Source organism: Actinopolymorpha sp. B17G11 (genome assembly GCF_040196095.1).
In the GTDB taxonomy this organism is placed as follows: domain Bacteria; phylum Actinomycetota; class Actinomycetes; order Propionibacteriales; family Actinopolymorphaceae; genus Thermasporomyces.
In genome coordinates this window covers 20,996-46,282 of the sequence record NZ_JBEFTW010000029.1, presented here as the reverse complement: position 1 = coordinate 46,282, position 25,287 = coordinate 20,996, and the positions used below count along the sequence as shown (strand labels likewise).

Below are 25,287 nucleotides of genomic sequence, written 5' to 3'. Positions count from 1 at the left end.
ACCCCCGAGCGACAACATAAGGGGTTCGAGAACACGTGCTCGACGTCAACTTCTTCGACGAGCTTCGAATCGGCCTTGCGACCGTCGACGACATCCGCCAGTGGTCGCATGGCGAAGTGAAGAAGCCCGAGACCATCAACTACCGCACGCTGAAGCCCGAGAAGGACGGACTCTTCTGCGAGAAGATCTTCGGGCCCACCCGCGACTGGGAGTGCTACTGCGGTAAGTACAAGCGGGTCCGCTTCAAGGGCATCATCTGCGAGCGGTGCGGTGTCGAGGTGACCCGTGCCAAGGTACGCCGGGAGCGGATGGGCCACATCGAGCTGGCCGCGCCGGTGACCCACATCTGGTACTTCAAGGGCGTGCCGAGCCGGCTCGGCTACCTGCTGGACCTCGCGCCCAAGGATCTCGAGAAGGTCATCTACTTCGCTGCGTACATGATCACCAGGGTCGACGACGAGGCGCGCACCCGCGACCTGCCGTCGCTCGAGGCGCGCATCGATGTCGAACGCAAGCAGCTCGAGCAGCGCCGCGACAACGACGTCGAGCAGCGGATGAAGAAGCTCGAGGAGGACCTCGGGCAGCTCGAGGCCGAAGGCGCGAAGGCCGACGCTCGCCGCAAGGTGAAGGAAGGTGCTGAGCGGGAGATCCGCCAGCTCCGTGACCGCGCCCAGCGTGAGCTCGACCGGCTCGAGGAGGTCTGGACGAGGTTCAAGAACCTCAAGGTCCAGGACCTCGAAGGCGACGAGATCCTCTACCGCGACATGCGCAACCGGTTCGGCAAGTACTTCGACGGCGACATGGGTGCCGCGGCGATCAAGCAGCGCCTCGACACCTTCGACCTCGAGGCGGAGGCGGTCAACCTTCGCGACATCATCAAGAACGGCAAGGGTCAGAAGAAGACCCGGGCGTTGAAGCGGCTCAAGGTCGTGTCGGCGTTCCTCACGACCAGCAACAACCCGCTCGGGATGGTGCTCGACTGCGTGCCGGTCATCCCACCGGACCTGCGCCCGATGGTGCAGCTCGACGGTGGCCGGTTCGCGACGAGTGACCTCAACGACCTCTACCGCCGGGTGATCAACCGGAACAACCGGCTCAAGAGGCTGCTCGACCTGGGCGCGCCAGAGATCATCGTCAACAACGAGAAGCGGATGCTGCAGGAGGCCGTCGACGCACTGTTCGACAACGGCCGCCGCGGCCGTCCGGTCACCGGGCCGGGCAACCGTCCGCTGAAGTCGCTGTCCGACATGCTCAAGGGCAAGCAGGGCCGGTTCCGCCAGAACCTGCTCGGCAAGCGGGTCGACTACTCCGGTCGTTCGGTGATCGTCGTCGGTCCGCAGTTGAAGCTGCACCAGTGCGGCCTGCCCAAGGGCATGGCGATCGAGCTCTTCAAGCCGTTCGTGATGAAGCGGCTGGTCGACCTCAACCACGCGCAGAACATCAAGAGCGCCAAGCGCATGGTCGAGCGAGCCCGCCCCGTCGTGTGGGACGTGCTCGAAGAGGTCATTGCCGAGCACCCGGTGCTGCTCAACCGGGCACCGACGCTGCACCGACTCGGCATCCAGGCGTTCGAGCCGCAGCTGATCGAGGGCAAGGCGATCCAGATCCACCCGCTCGTGTGTACGGCGTTCAACGCCGACTTCGACGGCGACCAGATGGCGGTGCACCTGCCGCTGTCGGCCGAGGCGCAGGCCGAGGCCCGGATCCTGATGCTCTCGACCAACAACATCCTCAAGCCGTCCGACGGTCGACCGGTGACCATGCCGACGCACGACATGATCATCGGGATCTTCTTCCTCACCATGGACCGCGACGATCTGCCGGGAGCGGGTCGGGCGTTCGGGTCGGTCGCCGAGGCGTTGATGGCGTTCGAACGGCACGAGATCCACATCCAGAGCAAGATCAAGCTCCGGTTCAAGGACCTCACACCACCGGTCGGCTGGACGGCTCCCGAGGGTTGGGAGCCCGGCCAGTCGATCACGCTCGACACCACGCTGGGCCTCGCGCTGTTCAACGAGGTCCTGCCGGCCGACTACCCGTACGTCGACTACGAGGTGGGCAAGAAGCAGCTCGGCGTGATCGTCAACGACCTCGCCGAGCGCTACCCCAAGGTCGAGGTGGCAGCCTGCCTCGACGGCCTCAAGGACGTCGGCTTCGGCTGGGCCACCCGGTCCGGTGTGACGATCTCCATCGGCGACGTGATCACGCCGCCGCGCAAGCCGGAGATCCTCGCGGGCTACGAGGACAAGGCGGCCAAGGTCCAGAAGCAGTTCGACCGTGGCCTCATCACCGACGACGAGCGCCGCCAGGAGCTCATCGAGATCTGGACCCAGGCGACCAGCGAGGTCGGCAAGGAGATGGAGGCGGGGTTCGACAAGATCAACCCCATCTACATGATGGTCCACTCCGGTGCCCGCGGAAACATGATGCAGGTACGCCAGATCGCCGGCATGCGTGGTCCGGTGGCCAACCCGAAGGGCGAGATCATCCCGCGCCCGATCAAGTCCAACTACCGCGAAGGCCTGTCCGTCGTCGAGTTCTTCATCGCGACGCACGGCGCCCGTAAGGGTCTGGCCGACACGGCGCTGCGGACGGCGGACTCCGGGTACCTCACCCGGCGGCTCGTCGACGTCAGCCAGGACGTCATCGTGCGCGAGGACGACTGCGGCAGCGAGCGCGGTCTGCTCAAGCGGATCGCGAGCAAGCAGCCGGACGGGTCCCTGCGCCGTGCGGACGACGTGGAGACGTCGGTCTACGCCCGGGTCCTCGCCGAAGAGGTCAAGGGCACCAACGGCGAGATCGCGGCCCCGGCCGGGACCGACCTCGGTGACCTTGTCATCGACCGGCTGGTCCTTGCCGGAGTCGAGGAGATCCGGGTCCGCAGCGTGCTCACCTGTGACTCGCGGGTGGGTGCCTGCGCGGCGTGCTACGGGCGTTCGCTGGCGACCGGCAAGCTCGTCGACATCGGCGAGGCGGTCGGCATCATCGCGGCCCAGTCCATCGGTGAGCCGGGCACCCAGCTGACCATGCGTACCTTCCACACCGGTGGGGTTGCCGGTGAGGACATCACGCACGGTCTGCCCCGGGTGGTCGAGCTCTTCGAGGCGCGCCAGCCCAAGGGGAAGGCGCCGATCGCCGAGACGGCGGGCCGGGTCCGGATCGAGGACTCCGAGAAGAGCCGGAAGATCGTGGTGATCCCCGACGACGGCAGCGAGGAGAAGGGCTACCCCGTCTCCAAGCGGTCACGTCTGCTGGTCGACGAAGGCACCCACGTCGACGTCGGTCAGCAGCTCACCCACGGCACTCCCGACCCGCAGGACGTGCTCCGCGTCCTCGGTATGCGTTCGGTCCAGCAGCACCTCGTGGACGAGGTGCAGGAGGTCTACCGCTCGCAGGGTGTGGCGATCCACGACAAGCACATCGAGACGATCGTCCGGCAGATGCTCCGCCGGGTGACCGTGATCGAGTCCGGCGACTCCGAACTCCTCCCGGGCGAGCTGGTCGACCGGATGAGGTTCGAGGAGGAGAACCGCCGCGTGGTCGCCGAGGGCGGCACACCGGCGTCCGGGCGTCCGGTGCTGATGGGTATCACCAAGGCGTCGCTCGCGACCGACTCGTGGCTGTCGGCCGCGTCCTTCCAGGAGACCACGAAGGTCCTCACGGAGGCCGCGATCAACGCCAAGAGCGACTCGCTGCGGGGTCTGAAGGAGAACGTCATCATCGGCAAGCTCATCCCGGCAGGTACCGGTATGGAGCGTTACCGCAACATCCGGGTGGAGCCGACCGAAGAGGCGAAGGCCGCGATGTACTCCATGGTGGGCTACGAGGGATACGACGCCGACTACTCCTTCGGCGCTGGCTCAGGAGAGGCCGTCCGCCTGGAGGACTTCGACTTCGGCGGCTACACCAGCTAGCACCACCCGCACGACACGCAGTGGGATGCGGCGGCCGCACGTAGACGTGTGGCCGCCGCTTTCGTGCCGAACGCAACAGAAGATCGACACCACCTGCCCGCCCGGCGGGCGCGGGGACGCCATCCGTTTTGACCAATGCCTGCCAGGCGGGGTAAGGTTCAACGTCGTGCCCGGCTGGTAGCTGGGCATTCGCGTGTGCCCTTCAAGGACGCACGTGTTGGTCTTCGAGATCCAGCTGATCGAGTCAGAGGCCGCCCGACTGGGCGCCGCAGCGACACTCCCGACCGCGGGGGTCGCGCGGGCCGCACGGCGTCGACAGCGCGAAGACGATCGACAGCCTGCCGAACGCGACAGTCCACACCGAAGAGACAGTCCTGACTAAAGAGATTGAGGAACGACGCGGTGCCCACGATCCAGCAGCTGGTCCGCAAGGGCCGCAAGGACAAGGTGTCCAAGAACAAGACGCCGGCGCTCAAGGGATCACCCCAGCGGCGTGGCGTGTGCACGCGCGTTTACACCACAACTCCTCGTAAGCCCAACTCTGCGCTCCGCAAGGTGGCCCGCGTCCGCCTGACGAGCCAGATCGAGGTCACGGCATACATTCCCGGTGTGGGACACAACCTGCAGGAGCACTCGATGGTGCTCGTGCGCGGCGGTCGGGTGGCTGATCTCCCCGGAGTCCGTTACAAGATCGTCCGCGGTTCCCTCGACACCCAGGGCGTCAAGGGACGCAAGCAGGCGCGCAGCCGCTACGGTGCGAAGAAGGAGAAGAGCTAATGCCGCGCAAGGGCCCGGCTCCCAAGCGTCAGCCGATCGTCGACCCGGTGTTCGCGTCGCCGTTGGTGAGCCAGCTGATCAGCAAGGTGCTCAAGAGCGGCAAGAAGCAGCTCGCGCAGCGCATCGTCTACACCGCCCTGGAAGGTTGCCGCGAAAAGACCGGCACCGACCCGGTGATCACGCTGAAGCGCGCGCTCGACAACGTCAAGCCGACCATCGAGGTGAAGAGCCGTCGGGTCGGTGGCGCTACCTACCAGGTGCCCGTCGAAGTGCGCCCCGGGCGTTCGACGACCCTCGCGCTGCGGTGGCTGGTGAGCTACTCCCAGTCCCGGCGAGAGAAGGCCATGTCCGAACGCCTGATGAACGAGATCCTCGACGCCTCCAACGGGCTCGGCGCGAGCGTGAAGCGGCGCGAGGACACCCACAAGATGGCGGAGTCCAACAAGGCGTTCGCGCACTACCGCTGGTAGGCGTCGCGGACCCGCGGAGCACGATGGGCAGGAGAGCCGCCGCACCCACGGGCGCCCTGCTCCACCCACACTGACCGAGAACCCACGGAAGACCACAAGCCTGATGGCGACTGACCTTCGCACCGTCGACCTGGCCAAAGTCCGCAACATCGGAATCATGGCCCACATCGACGCGGGCAAGACGACCACAACCGAACGCATCCTGTTTTACACCGGCATCACCTACAAGATCGGTGAAGTCCACGAGGGCGCTGCCGTCATGGACTGGATGGAGCAGGAGCAGGAGCGCGGCATCACGATCACGTCCGCCGCGACGACGGTCCACTGGAAAGACCACACGATCAACCTGATCGACACCCCCGGCCACGTCGACTTCACCGTCGAAGTGGAGCGCAACCTCCGGGTCCTCGATGGCGCGGTCGCGGTCTTCGACGGTGTGGCCGGTGTCGAGCCGCAGTCGGAGACCGTGTGGCGCCAGGCCGAGCGTTACGGCGTGCCCCGGATCTGTTTCGTCAACAAGATGGACCGGGTGGGCGCTGAGTTCCACCGCTGTGTCGACATGATCGTCGACCGGCTGAACGCCACGCCCCTGGTGCTCCAGATCCCCCTCGGCGCCGAGGGCGACTACATCGGTGTCATCGACCTCGTCCACATGCGTGCGCTGACCTGGCGCGGTGAGACGCAGAAGGGCGAGGACTACACGGTCGAGGAGATCCCGGCGACCCACACCGAGGCCGCCCGCGAGTGGCACGACCGGCTCTTCGAGACGCTGGCCGAAGCCGACGACGAGATCATGGAGCTCTACCTCGAGGGCATCGAGCCCACGGTGGAGCAGCTCGAGGCCGGGATCCGCCGCGCGACCCTCGCCAACAACCTCACGCCGGTGCTTAACGGCACGGCGTTCAAGAACAAGGGTGTGCAGCCGCTGCTCGACGCGGTGGTCGCCTACCTCCCGTCGCCGCTCGACGTCGGCAACGTCAAGGGTCACTCGATGCGTGACGAGGCCGAGATCCTCGAGCGCGAGCCGGACGAGGAGGCGCCGATGTCGGCGCTCGCCTTCAAGATCATGAGTGATCCGCACCTCGGCAAGCTCACCTATCTCCGGATCTACTCCGGCACTCTGACCTCCGGATCCCAGGTGCTCAACAGCACCAAGGACCGCAAGGAGCGGATCGGCAAGATCTACCGCATGCACGCCAACAAGCGTGAGGAGATCGAGAAGGCCTCCGCCGGCCAGATCGTCGCGGTGATGGGTCTGAAGCAGACCACGACAGGCGAGACGCTCTGCGGCCCCGAGGCTCCGGTCATCCTGGAGTCGATGAACTTCCCGGCCCCGGTCATCTCGGTGGCGATCGAGCCGAAGACCAAGGGTGACCAGGAGAAGCTGTCTGGCGCCATTCAGCGGCTGGCCGACGAAGACCCCACTTTCCAGGTACGCACCGACCAGGAGACCGGTCAGACGATCATCTCCGGGATGGGCGAGTTGCACCTGGACATCCTGGTCGACCGGATGAAGCGCGAGTTCCGCGTCGAGGCCAACGTCGGCAAGCCGCAGGTGGCCTATCGCGAGACAATTCGTGCCAAGGTCGAGAAGGTCGAATACACCCACAAGAAGCAGACGGGTGGTTCGGGCCAGTTCGGTCGGGTCATCATCGACCTGGAGCCCACTGGTGGGGACGGCGACGGCGGTTACGAGTTCGTCAATGCCGTGAGTGGTGGCCGGATTCCGAAGGAATACATTCCCGCGGTCGACGAGGGCATTCAGGAGGCCATGGAGTTCGGCGTACTCGCCGGATATCCGATGGTCGACATCAAGGTCACCCTGCAGGATGGTGCCTATCACGACGTCGACTCCTCCGAACTCGCCTTCAAGATTGCCGGTTCGATGGCCTTCAAGGAGGCGGCGCGGAGGGCGAAGCCGACGTTGCTGGAGCCGGTCATGAAGGTCGAGGTCACGACGCCGGATGACTACCTCGGTGATGTGATCGGCGATATCAACAGTCGCCGGGGACATGTCCAGAAGATGGATGAGTTGTCCGGCAACCGGGTCATCACGGCCCTGGTCCCGCTGTCGGAGACCTTCGGGTACGTTGGCGACCTGCGCAGCAAGACCCAGGGTCGGGCCGTACCCCATATGGAATTCCACTCGTACGCCGAGGTTCCGAAGACCGTGGCGGAAGAGATTGTGAAAAAGGCGCGGGGCGAGTGAGCCTCACGCCTGTCAGTCCCGTAAAGTTCGCTGCCCCGCGTCTCGCAACGGCGTAGCAAGCAAGAAACCAGGAGGAGCCCGAAGTGGCGAAGGCGAAGTTCGAGCGCACTAAGCCGCACGTCAACATCGGCACCATTGGGCATATCGACCACGGCAAGACGACTCTCACCGCGGCGATTACCAAGGTGCTGCACGAGAAGATGCCGGACGTCAATCCCTTCTACGCCTTCGACCAGATCGACAAGGCGCCGGAAGAGAAGCAGCGTGGCATCACGATCACGATTGCCCACGTCGAGTACCAGACGGACAAGCGCCACTACGCGCACGTCGACTGCCCGGGTCACGCCGACTACATCAAGAACATGATCACCGGTGCCGCGCAGATGGACGGTGCGATCCTGGTGGTCGCGGCGACCGACGGTCCGATGCCGCAGACCCGCGAGCACGTGCTGCTCGCTCGCCAGGTCGGCGTTCCTTACATCGTGGTCGCTCTCAACAAGTCCGACATGGTCGACGACGAGGAGATCCTCGAGCTTGTCGAGCTCGAGGTCCGGGAGCTGCTCAACGAGCAGGAGTTCCCGGGCGACGACTGCCCTGTGGTCCGCGTCTCGGCGCTGAAGGCGCTCGAGGGCGACGACGCGTGGGCAGAAAAGATCATGGAACTCATGAACGCCGTCGACGAGTCGGTCCCCGAACCGGTCCGTGAGATCGAGCGGCCGTTCCTCATGCCTGTCGAGGACGTCTTCACGATCACCGGTCGCGGCACGGTAGTTACCGGCCGGGTCGAGCGCGGCGTTCTGAAGGTCAACGAGGAAGTCGAGCTGGTCGGTATCCGTCCCGGCCCGGCCCCGAAGACCACGGTCACCGCGGTCGAGATGTTCCGCAAGATCCTCGACGAGGCTCGGGCGGGCGAGAATGTCGGCCTGCTGCTTCGTGGCACCAAGCGCGAGGACGTCGAGCGCGGCATGGTCATCGTGAAGCCGGGGACCAACACCCCGCACACGGACTTCGACGCTCAGGTCTACGTCCTGTCGAAGGAAGAGGGCGGTCGGCACAAGCCCTTCTTCAACAACTACCGCCCGCAGTTCTACTTCCGGACCACGGACGTCACCGGTGTTGTCCACCTTCCGGAGGGCACCGAGATGGTGATGCCGGGCGACAACACGGAAATGAAGGTCGAGCTGATCCAGCCGATCGCCATGGAAGAGGGTCTGAAGTTCGCGATCCGTGAAGGTGGCCGTACCGTCGGTGCCGGTCGGGTCATCAAGATCCTGAAATAGGCCAGTCAAACGAGGTGGGCCGCGCAGCCCTGGCGGGTGAGCGGCCCACCTCGCTTGGTCGGAGGGCCCGATTGGTCAACAATCGGGGCGCTCTGGCATACTGGTGCAGTTGCCTAGGCGGGCCGCCGGGGCGTGCTTCCGCGGGACTGTTCGTTTCGTGGGCAGCGCCGAGCCGGAGACCCCGCCCTGATCCCGAGGTGGTCTGGCAGGCGCGGATCCGCGATGCGGTTCGGCGCTGGTGGGTAAGCCGCGGGACAACTTGGCGCCCGGCACGACCGGCGTTTTCGATCTCCCTCACGGGTTCCGCAGCTGGGGATTCGTGCGGTTCGGGTGGGCGACACACCCGACCGCGGGGGTCGGAGGAACCGGACGCGGAGCGCCACCCAAGCGAAGCTCCACCCAGGAGTCTCGCGCTGACTTTGGGCCACGGCCGGCCGACGACCGAACGGCACTCGGGGGCCGCACAGCTCCCGGCGTACGAGAGAAGGACGCGAACACGCCATGGCGGGACAGAAGATCCGCATCAGGCTCAAGGCCTACGACCACCAGGTGATCGACAGTTCGGCGCGCAAGATCGTCGACACGGTGACCCGGACGGGCGCCAAGATCGCCGGGCCCGTGCCGCTGCCCACCGAGAAGAACGTCTTCTGCGTGATCCGCTCACCGCACAAGCACAAGGACAGCCGCGAGCACTTCGAGATGCGTACGCACAAGCGGCTCATCGACATCATCGACCCCACGCCCAAGACGGTCGACTCGCTGATGCGACTCGACCTGCCTGCGGGCGTCGACATCGAGATCAAGCTCTGAGGACCTCACTTATGAGCAGCGTTAAGACTGTGAGCCAAGGCGCGGCGCGTGAAGTACGCGGCCTGCTCGGCGAAAAGGTCGGCATGACCCAGACGTGGGACGACCAGAACCGTCTGGTCCCCGTCACCGTGGTCAAGGTCGGGCCGTGCGTCGTCACGCAGGTCCGCACTCCCGACAACGACGGCTACGCCGCGGTCCAGCTGGCATTCGGTGCCATCGACCCGCGCAAGGTCAACAAGCCGAAGCAGGGCCACTTCGCGAAGGCTGGAGTGACGCCGCGGCGGCATGTGGTCGAGGTGCGTACCGCTGACGCCTCGTCCTACACGACCGGGCAGGAGCTGACCGCCGACGTGTTCGCCGCCGGCGAGACCGTCGATGTGACGGCGACCAGCAAGGGCCACGGCTTCGCGGGCGTGATGAAGCGGCACGGCTTCCACGGCCTCCGCGCGAGTCACGGCGTCGAGCGCAAGCACCGTTCGCCCGGCTCGATCGGCGCGTGCGCGACGCCAGGACGGGTCTTCAAGGGCGTGAAGATGGCCGGCCGGATGGGCGGCGAGCGGGTCACGACCCAAAACATCACGGTCCACGCGGTGGACGCCGAGAAGGGCCTCGTCCTGCTCAAGGGCGCGGTGCCCGGCCCTCGTGGCGGCCTCGTGCTCATCCGCAGCGCGGCGAAGGCGAAGGGAGCGGCCAAGTGACGGCGACCATCGACCTGCTCGACCGCGAAGGCGGCAAGGCGGGCACTCTCGAGTTGCCGGCCGAGATCTTCGACGTCCAGGTCAACGTCCCGCTGATCCACCAGGTGGTTGTCGGCCAGCTGGCGGCGGCGCGGCAGGGCACCCACGCCACCAAGTCGCGTGGCCAGGTCCGTGGCGGTGGCGCGAAGCCCTACCGCCAGAAGGGCACCGGTCGCGCGCGGCAGGGCTCCCGGCGGGCTCCGCAGTTTGCCGGCGGTGGCGTCGTCCACGGCCCGCAGCCGCGGTCCTACACCCAGCGGACGCCGAAGAAGATGAAGGCCGCGGCACTTCGGGGCGCGCTGTCAGACCGGGCGCGGCACGGCCGTGTCCACGTCGTGACGGCGTTCGTCGACGGTGACGTACCTTCCACGAAGCAGGCGCTCGCGACACTGCGCTCGGTGACCGACCGCGACCACGTGCTCGTCGTCGTCGACCGGACGGACGCGGTGACCTGGCTCAGCCTGCGGAACCTCCCCGAGGTCCACCTGATCGCCGCCGACCAGCTCAACACCTACGACGTGTTGACGTCGGACGACGTGGTGTTCACGACACAGGCGTACGAGGACTTCACCGGCGCCGAGGTCGCAGTCGACGAAGCGCCGGCGAAGAAGACCGCCGCCAAGAAGGCGACCTCGGACGAGGCTCCGGCCAAGAAGACGGCGGCCAAGAAGACCACGGCCAAGAAGGCGACCGCCAAGAAGGCGACGGCGACGAAGGCCGCCGAGACCTCCGGCGCGGATGCCAACGCTGGGGAGGCTGACGAATGAGCAACATCCACAAGGACCACCGCGATGTGCTCGTCGCTCCGGTGATCAGTGAGAAGAGCTACGGCCTCCTCGACCAGAACAAGTACACCTTCCTGGTGCTACCCACCGCCAACAAGACCGAGATCAAGATCGCGGTCGAGAAGGTGTTCAACGTCAAGGTGACCGGTGTCAACACGCTCAACCGACAGGGCAAGCGCCGCCGTACCCGCTACGGCTGGGGGCAGCGCCCGAGCACCAAACGGGCGATCGTGACCGTTGCCGACGGGCAGCGGATCGACATCTTCGGTGGGCCCGTTTCTTGATCCCCACGAAAGCGCAACGCAAGCTCCGCGTTTTCGCGGGGGCCCCGAGAAGAGGGTTGAAGGGCTAAGTAGACATGGCTATCCGCAAGTACAAGCCGACGACACCTGGTCGTCGCGGGGCGAGTGTCTCGGACTTCGCCGAGATCACCCGGAAGACCCCGGAGAAGTCGCTGCTGCGTCCCCTTCCCAAGAAGGGCGGACGTAACAGCAGCGGCCGGATCACGACCCGGCACCAGGGCGGCGGTCACAAGCGGGCGTACCGACTGATCGACTTCCGGCGCTATGACAAGGACGGCGTGCCGGCGAAGGTCGCGCACATCGAGTACGACCCCAACCGCACGGCCCGGATCGCCCTGCTCCACTACGCCGACGGCGAGAAGCGCTACATCATCGCGCCGGCGCGTCTCGGCCAGGGTGCGGACGTGGAGAGCGGCACCGGTGCCGACATCAAGCCGGGCAACAACCTTCCGCTCCGCAACATCCCGGTCGGCACCACGGTGCACGCCATCGAGCTGCGTCCCGGCGGCGGTGCCAAGATCGGCCGCTCGGCCGGTGCGAGCGTCCAGCTGATCGCCAAGGAAGGCGCGATGGCGTCCCTGCGGATGCCGTCCGGTGAGATCCGGATGGTCGACGTACGCTGCCGTGCCACGGTGGGCGAGGTCGGCAACGCCGAGCAGAGCAACATCTCCCTCGGCAAGGCCGGTCGTAACCGGTGGAAGGGCAAGCGGCCGTCCGTCCGCGGTGTGGCGATGAACCCCGTCGACCACCCGCTGGGTGGTGGCGAGGGCAAGTCCTCCGGCGGTCGGCACCCGGTATCGCCGTGGGGCAAGCCCGAGGGGCGTACCCGCAAGAACAAGTCCAGTGACCGGCTCATCGTCCGTCGTCGCAAGAGCGGCAAGCAGCGCTAGAGGGAGCCTGACTGATGCCACGCAGCCTGAAGAAGGGCCCCTTCGTCGACGATCACCTGATGAAGAAGGTGATCGCCCACAACGACAAGGGGAGCAAGCAGGTCATCAAGACCTGGTCGCGCCGTTCGATGATCGTCCCGGCCATGCTCGGTCACACGATCGCCGTGCACAACGGCAAGACCCATGTGCCGGTCTTCGTGACCGAAGCGATGGTGGGGCACAAGCTCGGTGAGTTCTCGCCGACCCGCACCTTCCGTGGTCACGAGAAGGACGACCGAAGGAGCCGGCGCCGGTGACCGCCACAGCGAGGAGTGACGAGATGGAAGCCGCCGTGGAGGCCAGGGCGGTGGCGCGGTACGTCCGCATGACGCCGACCAAGGCCCGCCGGGTGGTCAACCTCATCCGCGGGTTGCCGGCCGAGCGTGCGGTGGATCTGCTTCGTTTCGCGCCCCAGGCCGCGAGCGAGCCGGTCCGCAAGGTGCTCGAGAGCGCCATGGCCAACGCCGAGAACAACCTGCAGTTGTCGAGAGCCGGTCTGAAGGTGGCGCGGGCCTACGTCGACGAAGGACCTACCGCGAAGCGCTGGCGCACCCGTGCCCAGGGCCGTCCGGGTCCGCTGCTCATGCGTAGTTGCCACATCACCGTGGTCGTCGAACCTGTCGACGAAGAGCCGGCGACTGCCGGCCGTACGTCCACCCAGAAGAAGCGGAGGGCCCGATAGTGGGACAGAAAGTCAACCCGCACGGGTACCGCCTCGGCGTCACGACCGACCACAAGAGCCGGTGGTACGCCGACAAGCTGTACAAGGACTACGTGTCCGAGGATGTCGCGATTCGGCGGCTGCTCACCAAGGGTATGGACCGGGCCGGTATCTCGAAGGTCGAGATCGAGCGCACCCGTGAGCGGGTCCGGGTCGACATCTACACCGCCCGGCCGGGCATCGTCATCGGCCGGCGTGGCGTCGAGGCCGACCGGATTCGCGGCGAGCTGGAGAAGCTCACCGGCAAGCAGGTGCAGATGAACGTCCTCGAGGTGAAGAACCCCGAGGTGGACGCACAGCTTGTCGCCCAGGGCGTCGCCGAGCAGTTGGCCAGCCGGGTGGCGTTCCGCCGGGCGATGCGCAAGGCGTTGCAGAGCGCGGCGAAGGCCGGTGCACAGGGCATCAAGGTCCAGTGCTCGGGTCGCCTCGGCGGTGCCGAGATGTCGCGGTCGGAGTTCTACCGCGAGGGTCGCGTGCCGTTGCACACCCTGCGCGCGGACATCGACTACGGCTTCTACGAAGCACGGACGACGTTCGGCCGGATCGGCGTGAAGGTCTGGATCTACAAGGGCGAGGTCCCCGTGTCGCGGGCCGAGCGCGAGGCGCAGCAGGCGGCGGCCAGGGCCGCAGCGCAGCGGCGTCCGGGTGGCGAGCGGCCACCGCGCGGAGGCCGTCGCGGCGGCGAGCGCGGCGGCGAGCGTGGCGAGCGCGGTGGGGGCCGCGACCGGCGCGAAGGCGGCCGGCAGCCACAGCAGGCGAGCGCGGAGGCGAGCAGTGGTTCGGCCGGCGCCGAGGCCGCTGGTACTCCTGCGGGCACTGCGAGTTCGGGACAGGAGAGCTGAACCATGCTGATCCCGCGGAAGATCGTTCACCGCAAGCAGCACCACCCGAAGCGGGGTGGCAAGGCCAAGGGCGGCACGTCGCTCGCGTTCGGCGAGTACGGCATCCAGGCGCTCGAGGGTCACTACGTCAGCAACCGCCAGATCGAGTCGGCGCGTATCGCGATGACCCGGCACATGAAGCGTGGCGGAAAGGTGTGGATCAACATCTTCCCGGACCGTCCGCTGACGAAGAAGCCCGCCGAGACGCGGATGGGTTCCGGCAAGGGCTCGCCCGAGTGGTGGATCGCCAACGTCAAGCCCGGACGGGTGATGTTCGAGCTGTCCGGCGTACCGGAGGCGACCGCGCGTGAGGCCCTGCGGCTCGCCATCCACAAGCTCCCTATGAAGTGCCGCGTCGTCGCACGTGAAGGAGGCGAGGGCTGATGGCCATGACGTCGAAGGCCCACGAACTGCGCAGCCTCTCCGCTGACGACCTCGCCGACAAACTGCGCGAGGCGAAGGAGGAGCTGTTCAACCTGCGCTTCCAGGCGGCGACCGGCCAGCTGGAAAGTCATGGTCGGCTCCGCGCCGTACGTCGCGAGATCGCCCGGATCTACACGGTGATGCGGGAGCGCGAGCTCGGTATCACCGCGCCGGCCGATGCCGAGGCCGCATCGGAGACGGTCGCATGAGTGAAGGGGTGGAATCGGTGACTGCCGAGACAGGTGTCGAGACGACGGCCGGCGAGAAGCAGCAGCGTGGACGTCGGAAGACCCGTGAGGGTCTCGTCGTGAGCGACAAGATGGACAAGACCGTGGTGGTCGAGGTCGAAGACCGCGTGAAGCATGCGCTTTACGGCAAGGTCATGCGGCGGACCAACCGGCTCAAGGCGCACGACGAGGCCAATGAGTGTGGCGTCGGCGACCGGGTCTTCTTGATGGAGACCCGTCCGTTGTCGGCGACGAAGCGTTGGCGCGTCGTCGAAATCCTGGAAAAGGCCAAGTAGCGCAGTGTCAGCCGGGGGACCCCCCGGTGCCCCCGCAGAGAAACGAAGAGGCCGGCCGGCAAGCTGGTCGTTCGAATGGGAGAAGTGCCGTGATCCAGCAGGAGTCGCGACTCAAGGTCGCCGACAACACCGGTGCCAAGGAAATCTTGTGCATCCGGGTGCTCGGTGGCTCCGGTCGACGCTACGCCGGGATCGGTGACGTGATCGTCGCCACCGTGAAGGACGCCATACCCGGTGGCAACGTCAAGAAGGGTGAGGTCGTCAAGGCCGTCATCGTGCGTACCGCGAAGGAACGCCGCCGTCCTGACGGGTCCTACATCCGCTTCGACGAGAACGCTGCGGTGTTGTTGCGCGATCATGGCGAGCCGCGCGGCACGCGCATCTTCGGACCGGTCGGTCGCGAGCTTCGTGAGAAGCGGTACATGCGCATCATCTCGCTCGCCCCGGAGGTGCTCTGAATCATGGCTCAGTCGCGCAAGAAGGGCCTGCACGTCAAGAAGGGCGACGTCGTACGTGTCCTGACCGGCCGTGATCGCGGCGTCGAGGGCAAGATCATCGACGTCGACACCACGCGTGGCCGGGTGTTCGTCGAAGGTGCCAACCGCGTGAAGCGGCACACGAAGGTCGTCCAGTCGCAGGGCCGCCAGGGCACGACCGGTGGCATCGTGACGCAGGAAGCTTCGATCCCGGCGTCCAACGTCACGCTGCTCGTCGAGGTCGACGGCAAGAAGGTGCCCACCAGGGTCGGTTACGAGCGGCGTGAGGTCGAGAAGCGTCGCGCCGACGGCACCACGTACACCGGTTCCCGCAGCGTACGCATCGCTCGGAAGACCGGCGAGGAGATCTGATGACAGCTGCCACCACCGAACGCAAGGCACTGCCCCGGCTCAAGGAGCGGTACCGGAACGAGATCGCGGGTCAGCTCCGCAAGCAGTTCGGCTTCGGCAACCCGATGCAGGTGCCGACCGTCGCGAAGATCGTCGTCAACATGGGTGTCGGCGACGCCGCCCGCGACTCCAAGGTGATCGATGGCGCCGTCCGCGACCTCACCGCGATCACCGGCCAGAAGCCGGCGGTCACCCGAGCCCGGAAGTCGATCGCCCAGTTCAAGCTCCGCGAGGGCATGCCGATCGGCGCCCACGTGACGCTGCGCGGTGACCGGATGTGGGAGTTTCTCGACCGGCTGCTGTCGCTGGCGCTGCCCCGGATCCGTGACTTCCGGGGCCTTTCGCCCCGCCAGTTCGACGGCCGCGGCAACTACACGTTCGGTCTCACCGAGCAGGTGATGTTCCACGAGATCGATCCCGACAAGATCGACCGGTCCCGTGGCATGGACATCACCGTCGTCACGACCGCATCGAATGACGAAGAGGGTCGCGCCCTCCTCACCGAGCTCGGGTTCCCGTTCGCCTCGGGGACGAGCGCCCGGTAACGGGCCCGCAGAAGCAAGGAGTCCAGACGTGGCTAAGACCGCCCTGATCAACAAGGCGAAGGCGAAGCCGAAGTTCGCGGTGCGCGCCTACACCCGCTGCCAGCGCTGCGGGCGCCCGAAGGCGGTGTTCCGCAAGTTCGGCCTGTGCCGGATCTGCCTGCGTGAGATGGCGCACCGGGGCGAGCTTCCCGGTGTCACCAAGAGCAGCTGGTGAGACCCGACGTGACGCCGATGTACGACCCTTCTAGTCGCCGCAGGTCCGAGTGCTCGGAAACCGCGGCGGGAAAGCGGCCAGTCCTATGAGCATGACTGATCCGATCGCAGACATGTTGACCCGTCTGCGCAACGCCAACCAGGCCTACCACGACGATGCCGCGATGCCTTACAGCAAGCTCAAGGCGGGCATCGCCGAGATCCTCCAGCAGGAGGGTTACATCGCCGGTTGGCGGGTCGAGGAGCCGAAGCCCGGTGCGGTCGGCAAGACGCTGGTGGTGCAGCTGCGCTTCGGTCCCAACCGGGAGCGTTCGATCGCGGGCATCCGGCGGATCTCGAAGCCTGGCCTGCGGGTGTACGCCAAGTCGACGGGGCTACCCAAGGTGCTCGGTGGTCTGGGTGTTGCGATCATCTCGACGTCGCAGGGCCTGCTCACCGACCGCCAGGCCAGCAAGCGACGCGTGGGCGGCGAAGTCGTCGCCTACGTGTGGTGACGAGTACGGGAAGGAGGAAGGACACCGCATGTCTCGCATCGGCAAGCTCCCCATCCCGGTGCCTTCGGGCGTCGACGTGGCGATCGACGGTCAGACGGTCACGGTGAATGGCCCGAAGGGCAGCCTCGCGCACACGGTGGCGGCACCGATCACGGTGCAACGCGAGGGCGAAAACATCGAGGTCAGGCGGCCCGACGACGAACGCAAGAGCAAGGAGCTCCACGGCCTCACCCGTACGCTGGTCAACAACATGATCATCGGCGTGACGCAGGGCTACGAGCGCAAGCTGGAGATCGTCGGCGTCGGCTACCGCGTCCTGGCGAGGGGTCCGCGGCAGGTCGAGCTCAAGCTCGGCTACAGCCACGAGATCATCTTCGACGCGCCAGACGGGGTGTCGTTCGCCGTGGAGTCCGCCACCAGGTTCTCGGTTTCCGGGATCAACAAGCAGCAGGTCGGTGAGGTGGCCGCCAACATCCGCAAGCTGCAGAAGCCCGAGCCCTACAAGGGCAAGGGGATCCGCTATGAAGGCGAGCAGGTCCGCCGCAAGGTCGGAAAGGCTGGTAAGTAACGATGGCCGCCAGTCTCAGCACCCACAAGACCACCAGTCCCAAGACGCGGGCGCGGCTGCGCCGGCAGTTGCGGGTACGCAAGAAGGTCTCCGGTACGCCGGCCCGCCCAAGGCTCGTCGTGACGCGTTCGGCGCGCCATGTCGTGGCCCAGGTGGTCGACGACACGTTGGGCCACACGATGGTGTCGGCGTCGACGCTGGAAGCGGATCTGCGTTCCCACGACGGCGACAAGACCGCACGTGCCCGCGAGGTGGGCGCGCGGCTCGCGGAGCGGGCGAAGGCCGCGGGTGTTTCCGCGGTGGTCTTCGACCGCGCCGGCCGGCAGTACCACGGCCGAATCGCCGCGCTCGCCGACGCTGCCCGCGAAGCCGGGCTCGAGTTCTGACGTTCGACCAGGAGAGATGAGGTAACCATGGCTGGACCCCAGCAGCGCCGCGGTAGCGGCTCTGGTGACCGCCGGGACCGCCGGGACGAACGTCGGGGCGGCTCCGCGGACAAGACCGCGTACATCGAGCGGGTCGTGTCGATCAACCGTGTCGCGAAGGTCGTCAAGGGCGGCCGTCGCTTCAGCTTCACCGCGCTCGTCGTGGTGGGCGACGGCGACGGCACGGTCGGCGTCGGCTACGGCAAGGCCAAGGAGGTGCCGGCCGCCATCGCCAAGGGTGTCGAGGAGGCGAAGAAGCACTTCTTCAAGGTGCCGCGTATCCAGGGCACGATCCCGCACCCGATCCAGGGCGAGAAGGCCGCCGGAGTCGTGTTGCTCCGTCCGGCGTCGCCTGGTACTGGTGTGATCGCCGGTGGACCGGTGCGGGCAGTCCTGGAGTGCGCCGGCGTCCACGACGTCTTGTCGAAGTCGCTCGGCTCGTCCAACCAGATCAACATCGTGCACGCGACCGTCGCCGCACTGCGGGCGCTCGAGTCGCCGGAGAAGGTGGCGGCACGCCGTGGCCTGCCGGTCGAGGACGTCACGCCGGCGGCGCTGCTGCGCGCCCGGGCGGAGGTGTCTGCCTGATGGCCGGACGTCTGAAGGTTCGTCAGGTGCGGTCGAGGATCGGCCGCAAGCAGAACCAACGGGACACCCTGCGTTCGCTCGGTCTCAAGCGCCTGAACGACGTGGTTGTCAAGGAGGATCGGCCGGAAATTCGCGGCATGATCTCGAAGGTGTCCCACCTGGTCGTGGTCGAGGAGGTCGACTGACGATGGCTACCCAGTCCAGTACGAAGAACGCCGCGGACGAAGGCGCCGCGACTGGCGGCAAGGCCAGCCGTCCGCTCCGCGTCCATCATCTGCGTCCCGCGCCCGGGGCGAAGACACCACGGACCCGGGTCGGACGCGGTGAAGGCAGCAAGGGCAAGACCGCGGGGCGCGGCACCAAGGGCAGCAAGGCCCGCGGCAGCGTCCCGGTCGGGCTCGAGGGCGGCGCGTTGCCGTTGCACATGCGACTGCCGAAGATGCGTGGCTTCACCAACCGCAACCGGGTCGAGTACCAGGTCGTCAACCTGCACAAGCTCGCCGAGCTCTACCCCGACGGCGGCGAGGTGACGGCGGAGGACCTTGCTGCGAAGGGCGCGGTCCGGTCCGGGCGTCCGGTCAAGATTCTGGGCACCGGCGACGCGAGCGCCTCATGGGAGGTGACCGCCGACGCGTTCTCTACGAGCGCGACGGAGAAGATCACCGCAGCGGGCGGCACCGTCACGAAGGGGTAGTCCAAGAGATCGGCGACAACTGGGGCGCTCTGTGCCATATGGCCCGCCAGACCGGCACAGAGGCGCCCCAAGCGTCATGTGGTCGCGGGTCGGCCTGTAAAGTCCTGAGGCAGTATCGTCCGGCTGTAACTTTCGGCTGTACCTTTCCGAACAAGGCGTCAGGGGACCGGGCAGGGTGTCGTATGGACAGCCGGTAGGTCCTCCGACCATAACTACCCGCCCCTCGAGGCGGTACGCAGGAGGACTGGGTGCTCACCGCGTTCGTCAACGCGTTCAAGACGCCGGACCTGCGCAAGAAGCTGCTCTTCACGCTCTTCATCATCGCGTTGTTCCGGGTCGGTTCAGTCGTGCCCACACCCGGCGTGGACGCCGCGGCGGTGCAGCGCTGCCTCAACCCGGTCCTGCAGGGGGGTAGCGGCAACAGCATCTACGGCATGCTCAACCTGTTCTCGGGCGGGGCGCTGCTGCAGCTGTCGATCTTCGCGCTGACGATCATGCCGTACATCACGGCAAGCATCATCGTCCAGCTGTTGACGGTGGTGATCCCGCGGCTGGAGGCGCTGAAGAAGGAAGGCCACGCCGGCACCACGAAGATCACGCAGTACACCAGGTACCTCACCATGGGACTGGCGGTCCTGCAGTCGACGACGATCGTGGCGCTGGCCCGGTCGGGTCAGATGTTCCCCGGCTGCACCGAGACGTTGATCCCCAACGACAGCATCCTCACGCTCGTCACGATGGTGATCACGATGACCGCCGGTACCGGCGTCATCATGTGGTTCGGCGAGCTCATCACCGACCGCGGTGTCGGCAACGGCATGTCCATCCTGATCTTCGTGTCGATCGCCGCCGCCTTCCCCACGTCGCTGTGGGCGATCCGCCAGCAGCAGGGTTGGGGCATCTTCTTCGTCGTGATGGCGATCGGTCTGGTCATCATGGGCGCCGTCATCTACGTCGAACAGGCGCAACGCCGGATCCCGGTGCAGTACGCCAAGAAGATGATCGGCCGCCGCGCCTATGGCGGAAGTTCGACCTACATCCCGCTCAAGGTCAACCAGGCGGGCGTCATCCCGGTGATCTTCGCGTCCAGCCTGAGCTATCTCCCCGTGCTGGCCGCGCAGTTCGACCCGACTGCACCGTGGGCGGCTTGGGTCAACGCCAACATCGCACGAGGCAGCCACCCCGTCTACATGATCGGCTTCTTCCTGCTGATCGTGGCGTTCACGTACTTCTACGTGGGCATCACGTTCAACCCGAAGGATGTCGCCGACAACATGAAGAAGCACGGCGGCTTCATCCCCGGCATCCGTGCCGGCCGGCCGACGGAGGAGTATCTCCAGTACGTGCTGTCCCGGATCACCGCACCCGGTTCGCTCTACCTGGGCGTCGTCTCCCTCATTCCGCTGATCGCCTTCGTGCTCATCGGCGCCAACCAGAACTTCCCGTTCGGCGGTACCTCCATCCTCATCGTCGTGGGTGTCGGCCTCGACACGGTCAAGCAGATCGAAAGCCAGCTGCAGCAGCGGCATTACGAAGGGTTCCTGCGCTGATGCGTCTGCTCATCATGGGTCCCCCTGGCGCCGGCAAGGGGACCCAGGCCAAAGAGATCGCGAGGCGGCTCGAGATCCCGGCCATCTCGACCGGGGAGATCCTGCGCAAGAACGTCGAGGACCAAACGCTGCTCGGCCGCGAAGCCAGACGCTACCTCGATCGCGGCGACCTGGTGCCGGACGAGATCATCAATGGCATGGTGCGGGCCCGCCTCGACGAACCTGACACCCGGCACGGGTTCCTGCTCGACGGCTTTCCGCGGACGTTGGCGCAGGTGGAAACGCTCGACAACATCCTCGCCGACGAGGGCGTCAAGCTCGACCGGGTCCTCGTCCTCAAGGTCGACAACGACGAACTCGTCCGCCGACTGCTGGGTCGCGCGGAGTCCGACGGGCGTACGGATGACACCGAAGAGGTGATCCGTCGCCGGCTGGAGGTCTACAGCGAGCAGACCGAGCCGTTGCTCGGGGTGTACGCGCAGCGCGGTCTCCTGGTGATCGTCAAGGGGATGGGTGAGGTCAACGAGGTCACCGAGCGCGTGCTGGCGGCGCTCGCGTAGGCAGCGGCCGTGGCAAGCACCCGCCCACCCGCGCGCTGCTTGGTTGGCGTGGATGTCGGGTCAGCGGTGGCGAAACAGCGGGCCTGGGGGAGAAGTGGCAGGTGAACGGCGTTGTTCCTCGACCGCAAGGTCCAGCTGAAAAAGCCCGAAGAGATCGCTCTCATGCGCAAGGCCGGGCTGGTGGTGGCGGACACGCTCGCGATGCTCCGCGACGCGGTGGCGCCGGGGGTCACGACAGGAGAGCTGGATCGGCTGGCTGAGGAGCTGATCCGGTCCCGTGGGGCGGTTCCGTCGTTCATGGGCTATCTCGGCTATCCGGCATCGATCTGTACGTCGGTCAATGACGAGGTGGTCCACGGCATCCCCGGCGAGCGTGTCCTGCGGGACGGCGATCTGGTGTCCATCGACTGCGGGGCGATCGTCGAAGGATGGCACGGTGACGCGGCGATCACCGTCGGCGTGGGCGAGATCTCGGCGGAGCTCCAGGAGTTGGCGAGGGTCTGCGAGGACGCGTTGTGGCGTGGCTTGGCGGCGATGCGGGTCGGTGGTCGGCTCGGTGACGTCTCGGCCGCTGTCGAGGCCGGTGTCCGGTCGGCGGGTGCTGCGTACGGCATCGTCGAGGACTACGTGGGTCATGGCATCGGCACCCAGATGCATCAGCCACCGAACGTGCCCAACGTCGGCAAGCCCGGCAAGGGTCCCAGGCTCCAGCCGGGATGGGCGATCGCCGTGGAGCCGATGATCACGCTCGGCTCGCTGGAGACCGACGTCCTCGACGATGACTGGACCGTGGTGACCGTCGACGGGTCGTACGCCGCCCACGTGGAACACACGGTGGCGCTCACCGAGCGCGGCCCCTGGGTCCTCACCGCCCACGACGGCGGTGCCGCGCGCCTCGCCGCGCTCGGCGTTCAGGTGGGAGCCCCACCCGCTGGCGGCCCACCCGCCGGCGGCAAATGACCATGCTGAGCGGGCCGGTGGAACCCGAACCAGGTGCCGACGCATGGCTGCGCTACCGCAGGCATGCTCGGCGTGGTCATTTGCGCGGCGACAGGCCGGCCAAGCGCGGGCATACCGGGTCGGGGTGACCCCCCGGGCGGGTCAGGGTGCTTCCGGATGCGCGGGGCGGTCCTGAGAGGGCAAGATATGACGGTGCCTTACGGACCGGAAATGCGTGCATCAGACGGTGATCGGGAGAAGATCGCCTCGCGCCTGCGTGACGCGCATGCGGAGGGCAGGCTGTCCCTCGGGGAGTTCCAGGATCGCCTGGACGCGCTGTACGACGCCCAGACCTATGGCGAGCTGGAGCCACTGGTCCGCGACATTCCGGTCATGCGTACCCACAAGACTCCGGCGATCGTCGAGGAACCTCGCGAATCGGCTCAGTCCCAGGAGGTGCGCAAGCGCTCCAAGGGCGACAAGGCGATGGCGGTCCTGTGGACCATCTGGGCGTGTGCCGTCAGCATCAACCTCGTCGTCTGGCTGATGGTCTCGGTCGGCAACGGCAATGTGGAGTACTTCTGGCCGGCGTGGGTCGCGGGACCCTGGGGCGCGACGCTGCTGGCCATCGAGGTGACGCGCCGCCAGTTCCGGGACTGAGCGGCAGGGCGCCACCCGGCCGAGGAACCCCTCTATTGCCCCAATTTCGCATCCTGACGCCCGTGACGTAGACTGCGACGTCGGTCTTTGCTCTGCCCTGTGGCACGTCTGTGCCTGACCTGGGGCCGTGGGCAGGGCTTTCGGAAGCGGGATGTCAGCCAAGCAGACGCCCGCCCAACGATCACAAGCCAGGCGAAGTGCGGAGGACATGCCGAAAAAGGAAGGTGTCATCGAGATCGAGGGCACGGTCGTGGAGGCGCTACCCAACGCGATGTTCCGCGTGGAGCTCCAAAACGGGCACAAGGTCCTCGCGCACATCAGTGGCAAGATGCGACAGAACTACATCCGGATCCTTCCCGAAGACCGCGTGGTTGTGGAGCTGTCGCCGTACGACCTGAGCCGAGGGCGGATCGTCTACCGCTACCGCTAGAACACCGAGCCTAGAGAGCACTGATGAAGGTCCAGCCCAGCGTCAAGAAGATCTGTGACAAGTGCAAAGTGATCCGGCGGCACGGCCGGGTCATGGTGATCTGCGAGAACCCGCGCCACAAGCAGCGCCAGGGCTGAGCGTCTGACGCCACCGGCCCAGGACCGCGGCGACCGGCACACCAGCGCAGGTCACCATCCCCACAACTGAAGCCGCCGAAAGAAATGGCGCGACCGCTCACCAGCACACGTCGTGGTGGTGTTGCCCCCGGCACGGAGGCCGGGGCCCTGCCGGATCGAAAGAGGTCCACCTGAGGACCGAATGATCCAGGGCAGGCAGGGACGCGGCGCGCATGAGACCTCCGCCAACCGAAAGGACACCTGCCCACATGGCACGCCTCGTCGGCGTCGACCTCCCGCGCGACAAGCGCATCGAGGTGGCGCTCACCTACATCTTCGGCATCGGCCGGACCCGGGCTCTGGCAACACTCGAGGGCACCGGGGTCAATCCGGACCTACGCGTCCACCAGCTCGGTGACGAAGAGATCGTCAAGCTCCGCGACTGGATCGACTCCAACTACCGGGTCGAGGGTGACCTCCGGCGTGAGGTCGCGGCCGACATCCGGCGCAAGATCGAGATCGGTTGCTACGAGGGCCTCCGGCACCGCCGCGGTCTTCCTGTGCATGGTCAGCGCACGCGGACCAACGCACGCACCCGCAAGGGTCCCAAGAAGACCGTCGCAGGCAAGAAGAAGCCAGGCCGCAAGTAGTCCCCGTTCCCGCGGAATCGTCAGCGTTTGCTCAGTGGTTTCGCCGGATGGGGCCAGGGCCCTCGATCTTTAGGAGTTCGTACACCAGATGCCTCCCAAGAGCAGAGCCGGCGCCGCCAAGAAGGTGCGCCGCAAGGAAAAGAAGAACATCGCCTTCGGGCACGCGCACGTGAAGAGCACGTTCAACAACACCATCGTGACCATCACCGACCCGACGGGTGCGGTGATCGCGTGGGCCAGTGCCGGCACGGTCGGCTTCAAGGGTTCGCGCAAGTCCACGCCGTTCGCCGCGCAGATGTGCGCGGAGTCCGCCGCTCGCCGGGCCATGGAGCACGGCATGAAGAAGGTCGACGTCTACGTCCGCGGACCGGGTTCGGGCCGCGAGACCGCGATCCGCTCCCTCACGGCCACCGGCCTCGAGGTGGGCACGATCCAGGACGTCACCCCCGTGCCCCACAACGGCTGCCGCCCGCCGAAGCGGCGCCGGGTCTGAGCCCCACTAGCGGTTAAGGAGTACGACGAGCGATGGCCCGTTACACCGGTCCGATGACCAAGAAGTCCCGCCGCCTGGGCACCGACCTGGTAGGCGGCGACAAGGCGTTCGAGCGCCGCCCCTACCCACCCGGCCAGCACGGCCGTGGCCGGCCGAAGGAGAGCGAGTACCTCCTTCAGCTGCGGGAGAAGCAGAAGGCGCGGCTTTCGTACGGAATTCTCGAGAAGCAGTTCCACCGCTACTACAAAGAGGCGCACCGCCGCGGTGGCAAGACCGGCGACAACCTGCTGCAGCTGCTGGAGTGCCGGCTCGACAACGTGATCTACCGCGCCGGTATCGCCCGCACGCGTCGGCACGCACGCCAGCTCGTGGTGCACGGCCACTTCGAGGTGAATGGCCGGAAGGTCAACATCCCGAGCTACCAGGTGGGCGCGCACGACGTGATCGACGTACGCTCGAAGTCGCGCGAGACGACACCGTTCCTGATCGCACGCGAAACCCATGGCGAGCGTCCCGTCCCCGGCTGGCTCGAAGTCCTGCCGGGAACCCTGCGGGTCCTCGTCCACCAGGTGCCCGTCCGGGCGCAGATCGACATTCCGCTCCAAGAGCAGCTGATCGTCGAGTACTACTCGAAGGTCTGATTCCACCTCACGAGATCGCTGCGCAAGCTCCGCGATTTCGTGGGGAACCCGAAAAGGAGTCGACCGGCGGGCT

At 66.7% G+C, this 25,287-nt stretch carries 34 protein-coding genes and 1 pseudogene; all 35 read left to right on the top strand.

The genetic code is table 11. From position 1 onward, the window contains the following. Positions 1-35: 35 nt before the first annotated feature. The gene (locus tag ABN028_RS25430; protein ID WP_349326722.1) at positions 36-3,914 is read left to right on the top strand and encodes a DNA-directed RNA polymerase subunit beta'; all 3,879 of its coding nucleotides are present in this window, start codon (positions 36-38) and stop codon (positions 3,912-3,914) included. Positions 3,915-4,316: 402 nt separating this feature from the next. After that, a complete protein-coding gene (gene rpsL / locus ABN028_RS25425) occupies positions 4,317-4,691 on the top strand; it encodes a 30S ribosomal protein S12 (protein ID WP_020575530.1) in 375 nt (124 codons plus the stop codon). Further along, positions 4,691-5,161 carry a 30S ribosomal protein S7 gene (gene rpsG / locus ABN028_RS25420; protein ID WP_349326723.1) on the top strand — a complete coding sequence of 157 codons (471 nt, stop codon included), beginning with the start codon at positions 4,691-4,693 and terminating at the stop codon, positions 5,159-5,161. The genes rpsL and rpsG overlap by 1 nt, the downstream gene beginning before the upstream one ends. Before the next feature lie 103 nt (positions 5,162-5,264). After that, positions 5,265-7,370, top strand: a complete 2,106-nt coding sequence (gene fusA / locus ABN028_RS25415; RefSeq protein WP_349326724.1) for an elongation factor G — start codon at positions 5,265-5,267, stop codon at positions 7,368-7,370. A gap of 83 nt (positions 7,371-7,453) precedes the next feature. Continuing rightward, the gene (gene tuf / locus ABN028_RS25410; protein WP_349326725.1) at positions 7,454-8,650 is read left to right on the top strand and encodes an elongation factor Tu; all 1,197 of its coding nucleotides are present in this window, start codon (positions 7,454-7,456) and stop codon (positions 8,648-8,650) included. 501 nt (positions 8,651-9,151) lie between these two features. Continuing rightward, the gene (rpsJ, locus tag ABN028_RS25405; RefSeq protein WP_349326726.1) at positions 9,152-9,460 is read left to right on the top strand and encodes a 30S ribosomal protein S10; all 309 of its coding nucleotides are present in this window, start codon (positions 9,152-9,154) and stop codon (positions 9,458-9,460) included. Positions 9,461-9,471: 11 nt separating this feature from the next. Beyond that, positions 9,472-10,158, top strand: a complete 687-nt coding sequence (rplC, locus tag ABN028_RS25400) for a 50S ribosomal protein L3 (protein ID WP_349692174.1) — start codon at positions 9,472-9,474, stop codon at positions 10,156-10,158. After that, positions 10,155-10,802: pseudogene (gene rplD, locus ABN028_RS25395) on the top strand (50S ribosomal protein L4); the annotation flags it as partial. The gene rplC and the pseudogene rplD, both read left to right, overlap by 4 nt. A 158-nt stretch (positions 10,803-10,960) precedes the next feature. Then, positions 10,961-11,266 carry a 50S ribosomal protein L23 gene (rplW, locus tag ABN028_RS25390; RefSeq protein WP_349326730.1) on the top strand — a complete coding sequence of 102 codons (306 nt, stop codon included), beginning with the start codon at positions 10,961-10,963 and terminating at the stop codon, positions 11,264-11,266. Positions 11,267-11,340: 74 nt separating this feature from the next. After that, complete coding sequence (rplB, locus tag ABN028_RS25385) at positions 11,341-12,174, top strand: 50S ribosomal protein L2 (protein WP_349326732.1); 834 nt, start codon at positions 11,341-11,343, stop codon at positions 12,172-12,174. 14 nt (positions 12,175-12,188) lie between these two features. Beyond that, the gene (rpsS, locus tag ABN028_RS25380; protein ID WP_349326734.1) at positions 12,189-12,470 is read left to right on the top strand and encodes a 30S ribosomal protein S19; all 282 of its coding nucleotides are present in this window, start codon (positions 12,189-12,191) and stop codon (positions 12,468-12,470) included. Continuing rightward, a complete protein-coding gene (gene rplV, locus ABN028_RS25375) occupies positions 12,467-12,895 on the top strand; it encodes a 50S ribosomal protein L22 (RefSeq protein ID WP_502879214.1) in 429 nt (142 codons plus the stop codon). Before rpsS ends, rplV begins: the two co-directional genes overlap by 4 nt. Then, on the top strand, positions 12,895-13,776 hold the full coding sequence (rpsC, locus tag ABN028_RS25370) for a 30S ribosomal protein S3 (RefSeq protein WP_349698366.1): 882 nt from the start codon (positions 12,895-12,897) through the stop codon (positions 13,774-13,776). The genes rplV and rpsC overlap by 1 nt, the downstream gene beginning before the upstream one ends. A gap of 3 nt (positions 13,777-13,779) precedes the next feature. Beyond that, positions 13,780-14,199: a 50S ribosomal protein L16 gene (gene rplP / locus ABN028_RS25365; RefSeq protein ID WP_349326737.1), complete on the top strand. Its 420-nt coding sequence runs from the start codon at positions 13,780-13,782 to the stop codon at positions 14,197-14,199. Continuing rightward, entirely contained in the window at positions 14,199-14,447 is a 249-nt protein-coding gene (rpmC, locus tag ABN028_RS25360) for a 50S ribosomal protein L29 (RefSeq protein ID WP_349326739.1), read from the top strand. The genes rplP and rpmC overlap by 1 nt, the downstream gene beginning before the upstream one ends. Next, complete coding sequence (rpsQ, locus tag ABN028_RS25355) at positions 14,444-14,761, top strand: 30S ribosomal protein S17 (protein WP_349326741.1); 318 nt, start codon at positions 14,444-14,446, stop codon at positions 14,759-14,761. Before rpmC ends, rpsQ begins: the two co-directional genes overlap by 4 nt. A gap of 89 nt (positions 14,762-14,850) precedes the next feature. Beyond that, positions 14,851-15,219: a 50S ribosomal protein L14 gene (gene rplN / locus ABN028_RS25350; RefSeq protein WP_349326742.1), complete on the top strand. Its 369-nt coding sequence runs from the start codon at positions 14,851-14,853 to the stop codon at positions 15,217-15,219. A gap of 3 nt (positions 15,220-15,222) precedes the next feature. Beyond that, positions 15,223-15,609 (top strand): 50S ribosomal protein L24, encoded by a 387-nt coding sequence (gene rplX, locus ABN028_RS25345; RefSeq protein ID WP_349326744.1) that lies wholly within the window; start codon positions 15,223-15,225, stop codon positions 15,607-15,609. Continuing rightward, positions 15,609-16,193, top strand: coding sequence for a 50S ribosomal protein L5 (gene rplE / locus ABN028_RS25340; RefSeq protein ID WP_349326745.1), 585 nt, complete (start codon positions 15,609-15,611; stop codon positions 16,191-16,193). Before rplX ends, rplE begins: the two co-directional genes overlap by 1 nt. A 28-nt stretch (positions 16,194-16,221) precedes the next feature. Next, entirely contained in the window at positions 16,222-16,407 is a 186-nt protein-coding gene (locus ABN028_RS25335; RefSeq protein WP_192751518.1) for a type Z 30S ribosomal protein S14, read from the top strand. 85 nt (positions 16,408-16,492) lie between these two features. Beyond that, positions 16,493-16,900 (top strand): 30S ribosomal protein S8, encoded by a 408-nt coding sequence (rpsH, locus tag ABN028_RS25330; protein ID WP_349326746.1) that lies wholly within the window; start codon positions 16,493-16,495, stop codon positions 16,898-16,900. Between the two features lie 28 nt (positions 16,901-16,928). Further along, a complete protein-coding gene (gene rplF, locus ABN028_RS25325; protein ID WP_349326748.1) occupies positions 16,929-17,468 on the top strand; it encodes a 50S ribosomal protein L6 in 540 nt (179 codons plus the stop codon). Positions 17,469-17,470: 2 nt separating this feature from the next. Further along, complete coding sequence (gene rplR / locus ABN028_RS25320; protein ID WP_349326749.1) at positions 17,471-17,854, top strand: 50S ribosomal protein L18; 384 nt, start codon at positions 17,471-17,473, stop codon at positions 17,852-17,854. A gap of 27 nt (positions 17,855-17,881) precedes the next feature. Next, on the top strand, positions 17,882-18,481 hold the full coding sequence (gene rpsE, locus ABN028_RS25315; RefSeq protein ID WP_349698365.1) for a 30S ribosomal protein S5: 600 nt from the start codon (positions 17,882-17,884) through the stop codon (positions 18,479-18,481). Next, positions 18,481-18,666, top strand: coding sequence for a 50S ribosomal protein L30 (rpmD, locus tag ABN028_RS25310; protein ID WP_349326753.1), 186 nt, complete (start codon positions 18,481-18,483; stop codon positions 18,664-18,666). The genes rpsE and rpmD overlap by 1 nt, the downstream gene beginning before the upstream one ends. A gap of 2 nt (positions 18,667-18,668) precedes the next feature. Beyond that, positions 18,669-19,175, top strand: coding sequence for a 50S ribosomal protein L15 (gene rplO, locus ABN028_RS25305; RefSeq protein WP_349326755.1), 507 nt, complete (start codon positions 18,669-18,671; stop codon positions 19,173-19,175). Between the two features lie 248 nt (positions 19,176-19,423). Further along, a complete protein-coding gene (secY, locus tag ABN028_RS25300) occupies positions 19,424-20,725 on the top strand; it encodes a preprotein translocase subunit SecY (protein ID WP_349698364.1) in 1,302 nt (433 codons plus the stop codon). After that, positions 20,725-21,285: an adenylate kinase gene (locus ABN028_RS25295; RefSeq protein ID WP_349326758.1), complete on the top strand. Its 561-nt coding sequence runs from the start codon at positions 20,725-20,727 to the stop codon at positions 21,283-21,285. Before secY ends, ABN028_RS25295 begins: the two co-directional genes overlap by 1 nt. A gap of 111 nt (positions 21,286-21,396) precedes the next feature. Next, positions 21,397-22,245, top strand: a complete 849-nt coding sequence (gene map, locus ABN028_RS25290; protein ID WP_349698363.1) for a type I methionyl aminopeptidase — start codon at positions 21,397-21,399, stop codon at positions 22,243-22,245. A gap of 210 nt (positions 22,246-22,455) precedes the next feature. After that, positions 22,456-22,884, top strand: coding sequence for a DUF1707 SHOCT-like domain-containing protein (locus ABN028_RS25285; RefSeq protein WP_349326761.1), 429 nt, complete (start codon positions 22,456-22,458; stop codon positions 22,882-22,884). A gap of 208 nt (positions 22,885-23,092) precedes the next feature. Beyond that, positions 23,093-23,314, top strand: a complete 222-nt coding sequence (infA, locus tag ABN028_RS25280; RefSeq protein WP_349326762.1) for a translation initiation factor IF-1 — start codon at positions 23,093-23,095, stop codon at positions 23,312-23,314. A 23-nt stretch (positions 23,315-23,337) separates the two neighbouring features. Further along, entirely contained in the window at positions 23,338-23,451 is a 114-nt protein-coding gene (gene rpmJ, locus ABN028_RS25275; RefSeq protein ID WP_020575560.1) for a 50S ribosomal protein L36, read from the top strand. A 248-nt stretch (positions 23,452-23,699) separates the two neighbouring features. Then, complete coding sequence (gene rpsM / locus ABN028_RS25270; RefSeq protein ID WP_349326765.1) at positions 23,700-24,080, top strand: 30S ribosomal protein S13; 381 nt, start codon at positions 23,700-23,702, stop codon at positions 24,078-24,080. 88 nt (positions 24,081-24,168) lie between these two features. After that, positions 24,169-24,573 (top strand): 30S ribosomal protein S11, encoded by a 405-nt coding sequence (gene rpsK / locus ABN028_RS25265; RefSeq protein ID WP_349326767.1) that lies wholly within the window; start codon positions 24,169-24,171, stop codon positions 24,571-24,573. 32 nt (positions 24,574-24,605) lie between these two features. Then, positions 24,606-25,214: a 30S ribosomal protein S4 gene (rpsD, locus tag ABN028_RS25260; RefSeq protein WP_349326769.1), complete on the top strand. Its 609-nt coding sequence runs from the start codon at positions 24,606-24,608 to the stop codon at positions 25,212-25,214. Positions 25,215-25,287: the final 73 nt, after the last annotated feature.

Bases quoted from the DNA above. Each gene is read 5' to 3' on its own strand.
- rpmD (WP_349326753.1), top strand. From the start codon at position 18,481: ATGGCCGGACGTCTGAAGGTTCGTCAGGTGCGGTCGAGGATCGGCCGC.
- infA (WP_349326762.1), top strand. From the start codon at position 23,093: ATGCCGAAAAAGGAAGGTGTCATCGAGATCGAGGGCACGGTCGTGGAG.
- rpsH (WP_349326746.1), top strand. From the start codon at position 16,493: ATGAGCATGACTGATCCGATCGCAGACATGTTGACCCGTCTGCGCAAC.
- rpmJ (WP_020575560.1), top strand. From the start codon at position 23,338: ATGAAGGTCCAGCCCAGCGTCAAGAAGATCTGTGACAAGTGCAAAGTG.
- rplC (WP_349692174.1), top strand. From the start codon at position 9,472: ATGAGCAGCGTTAAGACTGTGAGCCAAGGCGCGGCGCGTGAAGTACGC.
- rplB (WP_349326732.1), top strand. From the start codon at position 11,341: ATGGCTATCCGCAAGTACAAGCCGACGACACCTGGTCGTCGCGGGGCG.
- rpsM (WP_349326765.1), top strand. From the start codon at position 23,700: ATGGCACGCCTCGTCGGCGTCGACCTCCCGCGCGACAAGCGCATCGAG.
- rplF (WP_349326748.1), top strand. From the start codon at position 16,929: ATGTCTCGCATCGGCAAGCTCCCCATCCCGGTGCCTTCGGGCGTCGAC.
- fusA (WP_349326724.1), top strand. From the start codon at position 5,265: ATGGCGACTGACCTTCGCACCGTCGACCTGGCCAAAGTCCGCAACATC.
- rplR (WP_349326749.1), top strand. From the start codon at position 17,471: ATGGCCGCCAGTCTCAGCACCCACAAGACCACCAGTCCCAAGACGCGG.
- rplO (WP_349326755.1), top strand. From the start codon at position 18,669: ATGGCTACCCAGTCCAGTACGAAGAACGCCGCGGACGAAGGCGCCGCG.
- rpmC (WP_349326739.1), top strand. From the start codon at position 14,199: ATGGCCATGACGTCGAAGGCCCACGAACTGCGCAGCCTCTCCGCTGAC.
- rpsK (WP_349326767.1), top strand. From the start codon at position 24,169: ATGCCTCCCAAGAGCAGAGCCGGCGCCGCCAAGAAGGTGCGCCGCAAG.
- ABN028_RS25285 (WP_349326761.1), top strand. From the start codon at position 22,456: ATGCGTGCATCAGACGGTGATCGGGAGAAGATCGCCTCGCGCCTGCGT.
- rpsE (WP_349698365.1), top strand. From the start codon at position 17,882: ATGGCTGGACCCCAGCAGCGCCGCGGTAGCGGCTCTGGTGACCGCCGG.
- ABN028_RS25295 (WP_349326758.1), top strand. From the start codon at position 20,725: ATGCGTCTGCTCATCATGGGTCCCCCTGGCGCCGGCAAGGGGACCCAG.
- rplX (WP_349326744.1), top strand. From the start codon at position 15,223: ATGGCTCAGTCGCGCAAGAAGGGCCTGCACGTCAAGAAGGGCGACGTC.
- rpsQ (WP_349326741.1), top strand. From the start codon at position 14,444: ATGAGTGAAGGGGTGGAATCGGTGACTGCCGAGACAGGTGTCGAGACG.
- rplW (WP_349326730.1), top strand. From the start codon at position 10,961: ATGAGCAACATCCACAAGGACCACCGCGATGTGCTCGTCGCTCCGGTG.
- rpsD (WP_349326769.1), top strand. From the start codon at position 24,606: ATGGCCCGTTACACCGGTCCGATGACCAAGAAGTCCCGCCGCCTGGGC.
- rpsS (WP_349326734.1), top strand. From the start codon at position 12,189: ATGCCACGCAGCCTGAAGAAGGGCCCCTTCGTCGACGATCACCTGATG.
- rpsJ (WP_349326726.1), top strand. From the start codon at position 9,152: ATGGCGGGACAGAAGATCCGCATCAGGCTCAAGGCCTACGACCACCAG.
- rplE (WP_349326745.1), top strand. From the start codon at position 15,609: ATGACAGCTGCCACCACCGAACGCAAGGCACTGCCCCGGCTCAAGGAG.
- rpsG (WP_349326723.1), top strand. From the start codon at position 4,691: ATGCCGCGCAAGGGCCCGGCTCCCAAGCGTCAGCCGATCGTCGACCCG.
- rplP (WP_349326737.1), top strand. From the start codon at position 13,780: ATGCTGATCCCGCGGAAGATCGTTCACCGCAAGCAGCACCACCCGAAG.